The sequence below is a fragment of the Streptomyces sp. NPDC057565 genome (assembly GCF_042801455.1).
In the GTDB taxonomy this organism is placed as follows: Bacteria; Actinomycetota; Actinomycetes; order Streptomycetales; family Streptomycetaceae; genus Streptomyces; species Streptomyces yanii.
Genome location: NZ_JBHVFU010000071.1, coordinates 25,881 through 39,993, shown reverse-complemented (window position 1 = coordinate 39,993; position 14,113 = coordinate 25,881). Strand labels below are relative to the sequence as shown.

At 67.8% G+C, this 14,113-nt stretch carries 8 protein-coding genes and 4 pseudogenes; 6 read left to right on the top strand and 6 right to left on the bottom strand.

The window, feature by feature from the left end:
- Positions 1 to 302 precede the first annotated feature (302 nt).
- The 3 genes and pseudogenes from ACFU8W_RS45970 to ACFU8W_RS45960 all read left to right on the top strand — a co-directional run bounded on the left by ACFU8W_RS45970 (position 303) and on the right by ACFU8W_RS45960 (position 6,421).
- Complete coding sequence (locus ACFU8W_RS45970) at positions 303 to 1,565, top strand: sensor histidine kinase (RefSeq protein ID WP_384051383.1); 1,263 nt, start codon at positions 303 to 305, stop codon at positions 1,563 to 1,565.
- A pseudogene (locus tag ACFU8W_RS45965) lies at positions 1,562 to 2,272 on the top strand (response regulator); the annotation flags it as partial. The gene ACFU8W_RS45970 and the pseudogene ACFU8W_RS45965, both read left to right, overlap by 4 nt.
- Positions 2,273 to 2,698: 426 nt before the next feature.
- Positions 2,699 to 6,421 (top strand): S8 family serine peptidase, encoded by a 3,723-nt coding sequence (locus tag ACFU8W_RS45960; RefSeq protein WP_384051380.1) that lies wholly within the window; start codon positions 2,699 to 2,701, stop codon positions 6,419 to 6,421.
- A 258-nt stretch (positions 6,422 to 6,679) separates the two neighbouring features.
- Here the strand turns inward: ACFU8W_RS45960 and ACFU8W_RS45955 are convergent, their stop codons facing one another.
- Positions 6,680 to 7,918, bottom strand: coding sequence for an aminotransferase class V-fold PLP-dependent enzyme (locus ACFU8W_RS45955; RefSeq protein ID WP_384051377.1), 1,239 nt, complete (start codon positions 7,916 to 7,918; stop codon positions 6,680 to 6,682).
- Positions 7,919 to 8,127: 209 nt separating this feature from the next.
- Between ACFU8W_RS45955 and ACFU8W_RS45950 the strand changes: the two genes are divergently transcribed.
- Complete coding sequence (locus ACFU8W_RS45950; protein WP_384051374.1) at positions 8,128 to 8,835, top strand: FadR/GntR family transcriptional regulator; 708 nt, start codon at positions 8,128 to 8,130, stop codon at positions 8,833 to 8,835.
- A gap of 898 nt (positions 8,836 to 9,733) precedes the next feature.
- On the opposite strand, the pseudogene ACFU8W_RS45945 reads toward ACFU8W_RS45950, so the two are convergent.
- A pseudogene (locus ACFU8W_RS45945) lies at positions 9,734 to 10,078 on the bottom strand (transposase); the annotation flags it as partial.
- Positions 10,079 to 10,402: 324 nt separating this feature from the next.
- Here ACFU8W_RS45945 and ACFU8W_RS45940 point away from each other — a divergent pair.
- Positions 10,403 to 10,642: pseudogene (locus ACFU8W_RS45940) on the top strand (transposase); the annotation flags it as partial.
- Between the two features lie 15 nt (positions 10,643 to 10,657).
- Here ACFU8W_RS45940 and ACFU8W_RS45935 read toward each other — a convergent pair.
- The 4 genes and pseudogenes from ACFU8W_RS45935 to ACFU8W_RS45920 form a co-directional block, all read right to left on the bottom strand.
- Complete coding sequence (locus ACFU8W_RS45935) at positions 10,658 to 11,203, bottom strand: MOSC domain-containing protein (RefSeq protein WP_384051371.1); 546 nt, start codon at positions 11,201 to 11,203, stop codon at positions 10,658 to 10,660.
- Positions 11,203 to 11,529 carry a fumarylacetoacetate hydrolase family protein gene (locus ACFU8W_RS45930; protein WP_384051392.1) on the bottom strand — a complete coding sequence of 109 codons (327 nt, stop codon included), beginning with the start codon at positions 11,527 to 11,529 and terminating at the stop codon, positions 11,203 to 11,205. The genes ACFU8W_RS45935 and ACFU8W_RS45930 overlap by 1 nt, the downstream gene beginning before the upstream one ends.
- 495 nt (positions 11,530 to 12,024) lie before the next feature.
- A pseudogene (locus tag ACFU8W_RS45925) lies at positions 12,025 to 12,161 on the bottom strand (IS5/IS1182 family transposase); the annotation flags it as partial.
- A 44-nt stretch (positions 12,162 to 12,205) separates the two neighbouring features.
- Entirely contained in the window at positions 12,206 to 12,970 is a 765-nt protein-coding gene (locus ACFU8W_RS45920) for an aminoglycoside adenylyltransferase domain-containing protein (RefSeq protein ID WP_384051368.1), read from the bottom strand.
- 250 nt (positions 12,971 to 13,220) lie between these two features.
- On the opposite strand from ACFU8W_RS45920, the gene ACFU8W_RS45915 reads away from it, so the two are divergent.
- On the top strand, positions 13,221 to 14,012 hold the full coding sequence (locus tag ACFU8W_RS45915; protein WP_384051364.1) for a class I SAM-dependent methyltransferase: 792 nt from the start codon (positions 13,221 to 13,223) through the stop codon (positions 14,010 to 14,012).
- The last annotated feature ends 101 nt before the right edge of the window (positions 14,013 to 14,113 follow it).

Genomic DNA, 14,113 nt, shown 5'->3' with positions numbered 1-14,113 from the left:
GCCGCGAACGCCTCCAACTCACCACGCACCGCCGCAATCTCGTCCGGAGTCACACACTCCCAACGCCACACCGGGCCAGAAGGAAACGCACCACCGCAGCCAACCTGACCAAGCACTACTAGCACATCAGCCCCGGCAGGCCACTTCTCTGCGGCCGCCATCCGCGTCGAGAACCATTGCATTCAAGGGCGATCAAGGATCAAGCACCCTCCCGAGTCAACCGAACGATGGACACGACCTGAACCGGTGCACGGCTTAGTCTCAGCGCTGACCGCCTGAAGTGAACCAGGAGTGAGGCGCAGATGAGGATTGGGCAGCCCAGAGGGGCGGCGTGCGCCATGCCGCCGACGCTGCGGCATGCGCTGAACGGCTTGTTCGTTTCCTCGCTCACCGCGGCCCTGCTGATCGTGATCGGTCCGGGCACGGCTGTGTCGAGCCAGGACACGTCCATCGTGGCCGCCCTGTCCATGCTCCTCGCCGCCACGTACGCGGTGGGATTCACCGGCCCTGCCAGGCCTGCCGACTCTCGACGTCGCGAGGAACCCACCGAGTCCGTCGACATAACCGGAGGGAACCCGGGCCGTGTGCTGCGCTGGCTTGGCGCGCTGACCGCGGTGTGGATCTGCCTCATGACGTTCAGTGCGGGGTTCGGCTGGCTGGGGTTCCCGCTGTTCGCACTGTATGTCCTGCTCCTGCCGCTGCGGCTGGCGGTCGTGGCCGTCGCTCTGGGGACCGCCATCGTGGTCGCCGCCAAGGGAGCGGAGGCCGGCACGTTGGGGATCCCCCAGGTGGCCGGCCCGCTGCTGGGCGCGCTGGTCTCCACGCTGACGGTGCTCGGGTACCAGTCGCTGTACCGGGAGAGCCAGGCTCGCAAGGCGCTCATCGCTGAGCTGGTCGTCACCCGGGACGCGCTGGTGGAGTCGCAGCGGGAGGCCGGCCGGCTCGCCGAACGCCAGCGGCTGGCCCGGGAGATACACGACACGGTCGCGCAGGGCCTCTCGAGCGTGATCATGCTGTTGCGCGCCACCGACGCCGCGCTGCCGCCGGACGCATCCCTGGCGCAGGAGCGGACCGCCGCGGCCACCGAGGTCGCCACGGAGAACCTCGCCGAGTGCCGGCGCTTCCTGTACGAACTGAGCCCGCCGCCCCTGGTCGAGACGCCCCTGCCCGAGGCGTTGCGCCGATTGGTCGACCGGAGTGCCGAGGACGGTCTCAGCACCACTTTCCATCTGCACGGAGAACCGTACCCGCTGGACGCCGAGTGCGATGTGGCGCTGCTGCGGCTGACCCAGGAGACGCTGGCCAATGTGCGCGCACACGCGCACGCCGAGAGATGCGTGGTGAGTCTGTGCTACCTGGACGACCGGGTGACGCTTGATGTCTTCGACGACGGCAAGGGCTTCGATCCGGAGCTGCCCCGACAGGACTCCCGTGGCGGCTTCGGGCTCTTCGGGATGCGCCAGCGGATAGCGGAGCTGGGCGGCGCACTCACCGTCGAGTCCGCGATCGGCGAGGGAACGGCGGTCGCCGCCAGTCTGCCGATTCCGAATGAGGTGACGTCATGACCGCGCCACAGACCGCCTCCTTCGCGCAGGTGCGCGTGCTGATCGTCGACGACCACCCGGTCGTGCGCCGTGGCCTGCGTGCGCTGCTCGATGACGTGCCCGAGGTCGTGGTGGCCGGTGAGGCGGGGGACGGCGCCGAGGCGCTGCGAATGGTCGCCGGGTCGACGGAGGTCGACGTGGTCCTCATGGACCTGCGCATGGGCGGCGGTACCGACGAGATGTCAGACGTCGCCACCGATGCGACCGGCGGCGGGCGGGGCGGCGGCGAGCGCATGAACGGTGTCGAGGCCACCCGGCGGATCAGGGCAATGCCGGCCTCGCCCCGGGTACTGGTCCTCACCACCTACAGAACCGACGCCGAGATCCTTGCCGCCGTCGAGGCGGGTGCGACCGGTTACCTGCTCAAGGACGCGCCGGTCGAGGACCTGATCTCCGCAGTGCACGCCGTCGCGGCCGGCGAGACCGTGCTGGCTCCGCCCGTCGCCACTCGGCTGCTCGGCCGCATGCGTGCACCGCAGTCCACGCTGACCCCACGCGAGACAGAGATTCTCGTCCTGCTCGCGAAGGGACTGTCGAACCGGCAGGTGTCACGCGCCCTGTTCATCAGTGAGGCAACAGTGAAGACCCACCTGGTCCGTGTCTTCGCCAAGCTCGGGGTGGACAGCCGCACCGGCGCCGTGACGGCGGCACTCGTCCACGGCCTGATCCCCGAACCCCTGCCCGGCCCCACCTCGCCGACCGCACGACCGAATCCTGCAGACCCGCCCAGCCCCTCTGGCCGACCCGAGTTTCCGGACCCCACAACGCAGCGAGGTTCCCCTGCCACACCACCAAGCTGACACAGCGGCGGCGCACGGCCACCGCATCAACGCGGCGCGTGGTCCGCCGTCCTACTGCTGCACCGCTCGCACCTGAAAGTTCAGCACAACCACACACCGCATCCAACGCAGTGATCCGACGCGGCGCCGATTTCCCGCGACCGCGTGGCTTTCGCGCGCCTTCATTCCCCCTCAGAGAAGGTCAACGCCTTGATGAGACAGTCACGACCTGCTGGGTCGACCGGATTCCCAGCCCGCTCAACCATCCCCATAGCCTACCGGCTGACCCGCCGTCCAGTGCGGACGGTCCTGGGGATGCTCACCGCGGCCTGTGTGGCCGGCACGCTCGTCACCCTGCCGGCCTCCGCCGCAGCGACACCGGCCGCATCGGTCGCTCAGGCCGCCCAGCCACGGCAGGACGGCCCGGTTGTCGCCACACACAAGCTCACCCTCGTCACCGGCGAGGTGGTGACGCTGGAACGCCACGCCAACGGCGTCCAGGCTGCGACGATCGAGCCCGCGGCCGACGGCACCCCGGCGGCGTTCTCCACCATGAAGGCGCGCGATGAGGTCTATGTCATCCCTGACAAGGCACAGCCGTACCTCGCTGCGGACGAGCTCGACCGCGAGCTGTTCAACGTCACCAAGCTGGTCGAGTACGGCTATGACGACGCGCACCGCTCAGCCGTACCGCTGATCGCGACCTACCCGGGCGCGCCGGGCAAGGCCGGCAAGGCGCTCAAGCAGGCCGCGCCGGCCGGTTCGGTGAAGGCCGACGAACTGCCCAGCGCCAACGCGGTGGCGCTGCAGGCCAGCAAGAAGAAGGCGGCGACGTTCTGGAAGTCGGTCGACGACGACAGCGCCACCGCGACGAAGGCACCGAAGCTTGCCGACGGCATCAAGAAGCTCTGGCTCGACAAGCCGGTGCACGTGACTCTGGACCAGAGTGTGCCGCAGATCGGCGCCCCTGGCGCGTGGGCGGCCGGCTACGACGGCACCGGCACGAAGGTGGCCGTCCTCGACACCGGAATCGACCCCGACCACCCTGATGTGGCGGGGCAGATCGAGAAGACGCAGAACTTCACCGACGACCCCGACGCGGTCGACCACCACGGTCACGGCACGCATGTCGCCTCGACCATCGCCGGCTCGGGTGCCGCGTCGGGCGGCAAGTACAAGGGCGTGGCGCCGGGCGCCGACCTGTACATCGGCAAGGTCCTCGACCACGCCGGCAGCGGCCCCGAGTCTGGGGTCATCGCCGGCATGCAGTGGGCGGTAGCCGAAGGTGCGGACGTCGTCAGCATGAGCCTGGGTTCGCCGGTCGCCAGTGACGGCACCGACCCGCTGAGCCAGGCCGTCGACCAGCTCACCGCCTCCTCCGGCGCGCTGTTCGTCATCGCGTCCGGCAACGAGGGCTCGGACAAGTCGACCGTGGGTTCGCCGGGTGCCGCCGATGCCGCGCTGACTGTGGGCGCGGTGTCCAAGTCGGAGCTGCTCGCGGACTTCTCCAGCCGCGGCCCGCGCAAGGGCGACTTCGCGGTCAAGCCGGAGATCACCGCACCGGGCGTGGGAATCGCCGCCGCGCGCGCCGCCGGCACCTCCATGGGCCGCCCGGTCGACGCCAACTACACCGCGGCCAGCGGCACCTCGATGGCCACCCCGCACGTGGCCGGCGCCGCGGCGATCCTCGCCCAGCGCCACCCGGACTGGACCGCCGACCGGCTCAAGCAGGTGCTGGTCAGCACCGCCAAGCAGGGCTCGTACACGGCCTACCAGCAGGGCGGCGGCCGAGTCGACGTACCCAAGGCGATCGACGCCACCGTCTACTCCAGCCCCGCTGTCGTCAGCATGGGCAAGTCGACGACCGAGAGCGCGCCGGTCACCAAGACGGTCAGGTACGTCAACACCTCCGCGGCGGACACCACACTGTCGCTCCGCCTGGCCGCCTCCGGGGAGACCGGGCCCGCACCGGGCGGCACGTTCACGCTCAGCGCCAACAGTGTGACGGTCCCTGCGAACTCCACCGCGAGCGTGACGGTGACCTACCACCCCGAACTCTGCGTGCTGGGTGACTACACCGGTGTCATCACCGCCACCGCGCCCGACGGCTCCGCGATCCACACCACGGTCGGCGCGACGAAGGGGGTGCCCACCGTCGACCTCACCGTCAACGCGATCGACCGGAACGGAAACCCGGCGCAGGGCACCGACGTGGCCGTGTTCGACCTGGACGAGGACGAGCTCATCCGGCCCTACCTCCGGGACGGAACGGCGACCGTCGCGGTGCCGCTGGGACGCTACTCGGTCATGGGTGTCGTCTACACGCGGGACAAGGCCGGAGTCGAGATCCTGAACGGTACCCTCGCCGGCGACCCCGTGGTGGAACTGAAGGCGGACAAGACGATCACACTCGATGCCCGGCTGGGCAAGGAAGTCAAGGTCGCGACGCCCAAGGATTCCGAGCCGAACGGCTACAGAATCGGGTACCGCCAGCAACTCCCCGGCAATTATGGGTTTGACTTCATGAAGATCATGTTCAGCCCGATCTGGGACCACGCCTACGTGGTGCCCACCGAGCCGGTGCAGCTCGGCACCTTCGAGTTCAACTTCCAGCAGCGCAGGTACGCCCCGGCGATCCGCGCGTCCATTGCCGGGCAGGGCGGCGCGCTCCCGCTCGAGCCGGTGTTCAACGCTGCCCGGTTGGACGGCCCCAGCACGCTCCGGGCGGTCGACGTCGGCGAGGGGCGGCCCGAGGACCTGGCCGGCACGGACGTCAGTGGCAAGCTCGCGGTCGTCACCCGTGATGCCACCTGGACGACTGCCGGCCAGATCGCCGCCGTGGCCGAGGCCGGCGCGAAGGCAGTGATCATCGTCGGCGACGAGCCGGGTACCTTCAACGCCAGTGTGCCGTTCGCCGCCCGCACGGCCATCCCGGCCTGGACCCTCAACCAGGACGAAGGCGCGGTCCTCTTCGACCGGATGGCCGGCGGTCCCACGCAGATCAACGTACGCGGCATCGCCAACAGCCCGTATGTGTACAACATCGCGCTGATGGTTCCCGGTGGACTTCCGGCCGACCCCGTCGACGCGGTCACCGAGGAGAACTCAGCCGTGGTGAAGTCCCACTACCGCGGCGCCAAGGGCACCAGACTCGGCGAGGCCGCGTCGGTGGTCCGCCCGAGAGAGCGTCTCATCATCCAGGTGGTGGAGTTCGTCGATGGGCCACTGGACCGGGATGAGTGGTTCTCCACCGGCAGCAAGTGGCCGACCCTGAAGGACATGCGGTGGTCCCACACGGTCTTCCCGGACGCCCCCAACATCGTCCGTAGCATGAATGACGTGCTCCGCAGCTACAGCCCGGGCGAGCGGCATGAGGAGACCTGGCTGGGCGCCGCAAACGGCCCGGCCGGACCGGCGAACACCCTCGCGGTCCGCGAGGGCGACGACATGACCCTCATCGTGCCGGAAATGGGCGACAGCGCACCGGAGCACTTCGGCTGGTTCGGCGCGGCCGCCGACAAGGCGAAGGTACGGGTGTACCAGGACGGAAAGCTCCTCGCCGAGACGACGCGCGCGATGATGATGCTGCCGGCCAGCCCTGACCCGGCGACCTACCGGATCACCATGGACACCTCGCACCCGGCGTGGTTCCCGCTGTCCACCGAGACCAGCACCGCGTGGACGTTCACGTCCGCCCGGCCGGCAAACGGCGAGGAGGACCTGGCGCTACTCTGGCCGAGGTACAACCTGAACCTGGATGGGCAGAACACCACCCAGGGCGGCAACACCTACTACTTCGACCTGGCGTTCGTCCTCCAGAACGGCGCCACCCCGGACATCGACGGGGTCGAGGTGGAGGCGTCCGTCGACGACGGTGCCACCTGGCAGCCCGCGAAGGTCAAGAGCAAGAGCGACGGCAGCTACAAGGTGTCCGTGAGCAACCCGACATCGGGCCACGTGTCCCTGCGCGTCAAGGCACAGGACACCAACGGCAGCAAGATCGAGCAGACCCTGATCAAGGCCTACGCCGTTCGCTGACCTCACAGCAACCCTCTATTGACCGCGCCCCTGGCACAAGGAACGCCCTTGTGCCAGGGGCGCACCCCTATGTACCGACCATCAAATACCTTGCTGTTCCTACGCATTGGACGCCGATGCCCGCACTCAGTCAGTCCGTGACTCTCGCTCATTGCCCCGCCCGCGCCCGCATAGCGCAACCCCAGGCGTCGCTCCAGGCCGGGATCAACGGCCAGGGCGTGCCGCGGTGAGGGCGAGGCCTTTCTTCTGGTCACATGGTCAACGCTTTCCTCCATGAGTTGCGGTGCGGGACCACTCGCCCAGCACGGGGACGCAGTGCTCGGCGAAGTACTCGTAATCGGCGGCGGTGTTGTACACATGGGTGGACAGCCGAAGGTATCCGGCGCCGTCGAAGCTGGTGAACGCCGCCGCGACGCCCAGCTCGCGCGCGACCCGGTCGCGCAGCGCGTCGGCCTCCAGACGGGTGGTGGCGAGGCCGTCCGGCAGCCGGACCAGTCGCAGGGCGTCAACCGGCATGCCGACGTCCACCGGCCCGTCCTGTCCGGTCAGTTCGGCGAAGGCAGCGCCGACGATATGCTGGGCGTAGTCGGCGAGCTCGCGCATGTACGTACGTGCGGTCCGCCAGCCCCAGGTGCCCTCGACGAAGTCGAGCGCGGCGGGCGTCGCGAGGTAGCCGGTGGCGTCCAGAGTGCCCTGGCTGTCGAAACGGTCCGGGAACGGCATCTTGGCGCCCCACGAGTCGATCAGCGGGTACAGCTCGTCGCGCAGCGCCGAGCGGGCCACCAGCACCGACGATCCGCGCGGTGCGCAGCCGAACTTGTGGATGTTGCCGATCCAGAAGTCGCAGTCCAGGCCGTGCAGCGGGGCCTCCAGCAGACCGGGCACGTGCGCCCCGTCGACCAGGACCGGGATGCCGCGGCGCCGCGCCTCGGCCCCGATCCGCTCCACCGGCATGCGGCGGGCCGTGGCGGACGTGATGTGGTCTACCACGATCAGCCCGGCCCGGTCGCCGGCCTGGTCCATCACGGCGTCATAGGCCTCGTCCTCGCCGGCACCGAGTGGCACGTGAACGGTCCGCACCGCGCCGCCCCAGCGGCGGGCGAGCCGCTCGGCACCCATGCTCACGGCCCCGTAGCCGTGATCCGTGACCAGGATCTCGCCGCCGGGCCGGGCGGGCAGGCTGCTGTAGACGACACTCGCACCGCCACTCGCGTTCGGCACGAGGGCCAGGTCCGTCACGGCAACCTGCAGGAACTCGGCGATGGCGATGCGGGTCGCGGCGACCCGCGTGGCAATGTGCGGGAACCATACGCCGGGATTGCGGTCCATCTCCCTGCGCAGCTCGTCCTGCACCTCCTGGGCCACAATCGGGACGGCCCCGAACGATCCGTGGTTGAGGTGTCTGACCTGAGGATCCAGTGACCAGGCGGCTGCGGCGGGCCGGCCGTCCGCCAGCAGGAGGGGACGGGGCGCGGTGATGAGGTCGGTCGTGGTCACTTCACTCCAGGCACAGATGTCGGACAGTCATCAGAATAGGTCTGATGAGTTGCGGCATGTTGGCATATAATTCGAGAGATGAACAAGACTTACCGCCCAGTTGTCTGATGAATTCGCCGTTCCCCGCAAAGATGTCTGACAATCAGCACAGTTCGGCGATAGGGTGCTTCATGGCTCGGCGGCGCCGTCGAGCCATCAAGGAGGGTGAGATGTCCGCAGTCGAGAAGGCGGTCCATGGCCTACGGCGCATGATCTCCAGTGGCCGCCTCGGTGCGGAGTACCGCCTTCCGCCGGAGGGCGAGCTGTGTGAGGAGCTCGGCGTCTCGCGCAGTTCACTGCGTGAGGCGGTCCGCATGCTCGCCGCGCTCGGTGTGGTCGAGTCCCGGCACGGATCGGGCACCTTCGTCTCGCAGTTGCGGCCCGCCGACATGATCGGCAGCCTGTCGCTGACGATCGAGCTCCTGCCGCTGGACGGTGTCCTGGAACTGTTCGAGGCCCGGCGCGTCCTGGAGGCGCACGTCGCGGCGCAGGCGGCGGCCAGGATCACCCCCGAGGAGCTGAAGGCTCTCCTCGCGACCATGGAGGTACTGGAGGCCACGGACGATCCAGAGGAGGGCAGCGAACTCAACCACCGGTTCCACTCCGAGATCGCCCGCATCGCGGGCAATCCCGCCATCGAGTCACTGCTGGCGGTCTTGAGCGCTCGTTCGCGCGCCTACCAGGTGTACCTGCTCCCAGAAGGCCCGGCGATGAAACGCGAGAGCGACGCAGGTCACCGCGCCATCACCGACGCACTCACCAACCGTGATCCGACCGCCGCCGCAGCCGCGGCCACCGCCCATATCGCCTGCTCGGCACGCTGGCTGGAAACCTGCCGGCCGCCGGTGACCGACGGCGGCGCGCCGACCGCGGCATAGCCACCCAGGTGCGGCCAACCGCGCCCGGTCCACGAGGCCGCTTCGCGGTCGTCGCTGCTGGTGCGGGTTCCGACCACAACGCCACCGATCAACACGGGACACGGGACACCTGACACACTGTCACGAAAGGCGGCATTGAGTCAGTATCAGGACCGCCGGAACCCACTTCCGCCCGCCATGTACCGCCAAGATCGAGAACCGACCTCACCCATCCTGACCAGCAAAGATACTTGCCAGAGGCCCATCTGCTAGCCTCACCAGGAGGTACCCATGAGGATGCTGATCAACGTCTCGCAGTTTGGCGCGGCCGCAGGTCAGGCTCATGCTCGGAGGCCCTTGGTCAGCAAACTCCCAGCATGAGTCAGGAGACGTGTACTTGGCGACCCAGCTCGTCCGCGGAATGGGCAGCTTCTTCAAGAACTGCGCCTGCGCCCGCCCGAACCGTTGCACTCATCCGTACGCCATTCGCTACCGCGATACTTCCGGCCGCCAACGCGAGGAGACCGGGTACGCGACGCAACAGGCGGCACTCGATCGGCTGACCAAAGTTTACGAGGAGAAGCGGACCACTCCCCGCGCCCAGGCCGACTTGAAGCGTGAGATCGGAAAGCAACGCTTCGGGCACTACGCCTCCGCCTGGCTCACCCGGCAGCGTCATTACGCCCCTGGTAGCGTGCGCTCGGTCACACAAGTGCTCAACGGCCAGATCCTGCCGGTGCTCGAGTCACGGCGGATGAACACGTTCACGGCGACGGTCGTCGACGACTTCATCATGTCGATGGAGGTGCGTTCCGTCGGGCTGGCGGCCCAACAGAACGCATTCGACACCCTGAAGAAGATCCTTCTCGACGCGCGCCGTCGCGGCGGCATCACCGAGGACCCGTTCGAGGGGGTCATTCCGCCTGAGTACATCCCTCGCGGTCCAGTCCTTCAGGAACCCCGTGTCGTCGAAAATGAGCGCGGACGGCCGGATCGCCGGTTCCATTCTCCAGGCCACCCTGGCCCGCACATGCGCCGGATCCCACGGGCTGGTGGTCACGAAATTGGCCAGCGCCTGCCGATTCCCGTCCTCACCCAGCCGGGCCGCCATCGGCTCGACCGACTTGCGCCGCCCGTCGGTCAGCAGCCCCCGCAGGTAGACCTGCCCCCACCGACGCTGATCCTTCCGCGCGAACGGCTCGAACACCTCCGCCGCGAACGCCTCCAACTCACCACGCACCGCCGCAATCTCGTCCGGAGTCACACACTCCCAACGCCACACCGGGCCAGAAGGACACGCACCACCGCAGCCAACCTGACCAAGCACTACTAGTGCTGCGACCGGAAAGGTTCACCGGCTCGCGACGTCCGGCACGGCACCTCGCTGCGTTGTCGCATCACCCGAGTACGTCCGGCACGAGGGCGATCCTCCGCCTTGCGAGGCACCGCACCGGACGCCGCGAGCTTCCCGGCAAACCTTTCCGGTCGCAGCACTACACCGCGCACAAACGCTTGATCAGATGGGCGGTCGATGGGACGTGGGAGCGGATCTTCGGTGCTGTCCTCTCTGCTGCAGATGCCGGCGAGCGGGATCCGCGCCGTCATCCATCAGCCCTCCGACCAGGTCCGTCACCGTCTGCGGCGAGGCCGTGACGGCGGTCTCCCACCGACTTTCGACGCCGAGGCATACAAGCACCGCAGCGCGGTCGAGCGATGCATCAAGCGGATCAAGCAGTGGCGCGGCCTGGCCATGCGGACGGACAAGCTCGCCATCGCCTACCAGGCCGCACTCCACCTCGCCGCCATCCTCATCCGGGCGCGCCGATGACCACGGAACAAGAACCTAGACCCGTTCCAGCGAGCGGTGGGGAAGGGGCGGGGTTTCGACCTGGATGGAATCGTCGGGGCGGACGATCCCTCCACGGCGGACCACAGCCATGACGCCACACTTGAATGTGAACTCGCCGGACACGGAGTCCATGGTGAAGACCTCGCCGAGCAGCCCCTTGCGGAAGTCGTTGATCTTCGAGCACGGGTTACGCAGTCCCGTCACCTCGAGCACCGCCCGCTCTCCGAGATGGAGCAGAGCGCCGGTGGGCAGGCCCAACAGGTCCACCCCGCGCGTGGTGATGTTCTCGCCGAGCTGACCCGCAGAGACCTTGAAGCCCTTGAGCGCGAGCTCGTCGAAGAGTTCCTCGTGCATCAGGTGGACCTGGCGCAGGTTGGGCAGGTCCGGCTCGTAGGTCATGCGGAACTGGTGGCGGATCGTCTCACCTGCGTGAACGTCTCCTTCCACTCCGAGCCCCGTGAGCAGCGTGATGGAATCGCGATTGGGCTTACTGAACGAGTACACCTCGTTACGGCTCACTGCGGCGACCTGACCAGTCATCACGCCCTCCCACCTGTTGTCGTTCTGCAGCCAGTCGATCTTAAAGGTGGTGCAACCAGCCTTGCGAGGGAGGCACGCAGTGAGCGGACCTCATCGGGCGGATACGCCAGGGTAGGGGACCCGACCGGCATCGTCGGCGCGAACTTACCTTTGACCCATTGGTCGCCGCGTTCGCGTTGGAAAGCGCGTTCGCTGATGTCGTTGACGAGTACGTAGCCGGCGATGGCGACGTTGGCTTCGTGGGCGTCGGCAAGGTAATGGCTGTGGGAGCCGATGACGATGCCGAGCTCGACTTCCCAGTCGGTGTGGTGTGAACCTTGCGGGATGACGATGGGATCGTTGGGCCCGGAAAGGCAGTTGGGGCCTTGAAGAAGATGAGGGGCTCATCCGAGGTGGGGAGGTTCTCGCGGGTGCGGTAGTTGGCGCCGACGCCCAGGATCTGGTGCGGGCGGGCGATCGGGGGGCCGATGCGCTGGTCGGCGAAAGGGTGTAGCAGCCCCGGCGGCATGGCATTCGGCGACGGGGTCGCGCAGGGCGGTGGGGCCTCCGGCGGCGAAGAACGCTTCGTTGTACTCGTCGACGATGCACGATGTCGGAGACGTCGATGTAGGTGTGGGCGTCGTTGCGGACGACGGGGCTTTCGGCTCCGGGAGGTCCGATGCGCATCAACTGCATGAAGAGGCTTTCGCTGGCGTGGTATTGGGGGGCGGCGGTGTGGGGAGCTGCCGGTCAGTGGTGGTTGTTGGTGGCGGCTTTGACAGCGCCGGGCGCCGTCCAAACTGCTGGAGGGCAAGAGGATCTGCCGGGCCTGCTTCGCCCACCCAAGGGCGGCTCTTGCGGATCGGGTCCGCGCCTTCCCGCCGCAACGCGGTGATCAGCTTGTCGAACTGACGCGGGCGAACGGGGCTATCCAGGAGGGCTCCGACGCCGTGATCACACCAGCCGCAACCAAGATCATTACATGAGATGGAGCCACCCCTCCCATGGGGCAGTAGCCCACGGCTACCGCGATCCTGGCACCGGGCCAGATAGCCCCAGGCGGCCACATACTGCTGCCACGAACTTGGCGGCGGCGGATGTCGACGGCCCTGTCCGTCCGTCGCGTTGGTGGGCAATGGCCGCGGCGACGACCTCATTGTCCTCGTGGCGGTCCAGGTACCAACGGCCGCCGTCGAGCTTCGAACACAGCTGCCCGTCATCGGCAAATCGCAGCGCACGACAGGCATTGAGGACCGCATACGTTACGGTCGCATGGTCCAGCGCCCACCGCAGCTCGCTGACCATCGCGGCGCCGACGCGATCCGCAGGAACCGGGCCGAAGACCTCCATCGCCGGTGGACCCCAGACGGCGAGCGCATGCTCTCGACACACGGCGCAGTGCAAGACCAGGTCGGCGTCACCGGCATGGCCGACTCCGGGGATCACGGCGGTCTCGGTCGCGGTGGTACGAACGTGAACCTCGAACGGGCAGGACCCGAGGTTGGCCGCAGTCGCCGCGGTAATGACGCTCATCTCCAAACCCGTGCCGGGACACCACGCCGCGGTCCCCACCACCGTATCGCCCAAGGTCTGCTGGTCGGTCTTGGTGCCAGGCTCGGCGACGACGGCCAGCACATCCACATCGCTGCGGGAGGCGTGGAATCCCCCCAGCACAGCCGAGCCATGCAAGTAGACGCCGATCAGGTCGGGGCGCACCCCGGCGAGGATGTCCGAGACCTCGGCGACGTAACGGACGACTTCGGAGGGCACAAGAGCGTCGGTAGCCACGAAGCCGAGCATATTGGCGGCCCACCCAACACGGCAGGGATCATCAGGAGTTCACCGACGCCCGCGACGCCTACGGCTTCCGCAACCCCGTCAACCAGCGCTTCCGCACCCGCTGCGCGACCACCCGGCGAGCCCGCGGGCACCTCGACGCCCGCTAATCTCGTTGAGCCCGCACCCGTGATCGTGTTGGCTAGCGGCACCGAACTGTCAGTACCGCTGGTGTCCGCTTGGCCATAGCAGGGAGTTAAACGTGCAGGACATTGTCGTCGACCCCGGTGTCCATAATCGGGCAGCCTGGGACAAGTATGTCCAGGAGGGCAACGAGTGGACGAGGCCGGTGAGTTCTGAGGATGTCGAGCGCGCCCGCACGGGCGACTGGTCGATTGTTCTCATCGGGCGTGAGCCAGTCGACCGCTCCTGGCTGCCGACGGACCTGACCGGCAAGGACGTGTTGTGCCTGGCCTCCGGCGGTGGCCAGCAGGGTCCGATCCTCGCCGCCGCAGGAGCGCGGGTCACCGTGTTCGACAACTCGCCCCGCCAGCTCGGCCAGGACCAGATGGTGGCGGCGCGCGACGGACTCGAGCTGCGCACCGTCCTGGGTGACATGCGCGACCTCAGCGCCTTCGGCAACGCAGCATTCGACGTTGTGTTCCACCCGGTCTCGAACCTATTTGTACCCGGCTTGGCACCGGTGTGGCGTGAGTGCTTCCGCGTCCTGCGACCGGGCGGAACTCTGCTCGCTGGCTTCCTCAACCCTGATGTGTACTTGTTCGACCACGAGGCCCTCGACGAGCGCGGCGAGCTGGTCGTCGTACACAAGCTGCCCTACAGCGATGTCACGCAGTACTCCGCCGAGGAACGCGCCACGAAGTTCGGCGCCGATGCCGCTCTTGAATATAGTCACACCCTCACCGACCAGATCGGCGGGCAACTCGCCGCGGGGTTCGTCCTCACCGGCTTCGCAGAAGCACCGCACCAATCCGACGCATCCGCCCAATACATGTCGAACTATTTTGCGACGCTGGCGGTCAAGCCAGGCTGACCCAGCCGCGGCGCCGGCCGAGACGGCCGTGAACAACCAAATGCCATTCAAAGATTGGCCACTGGTTTATTCGATGTGGCCAATCTCTGACTGGCCAAGTG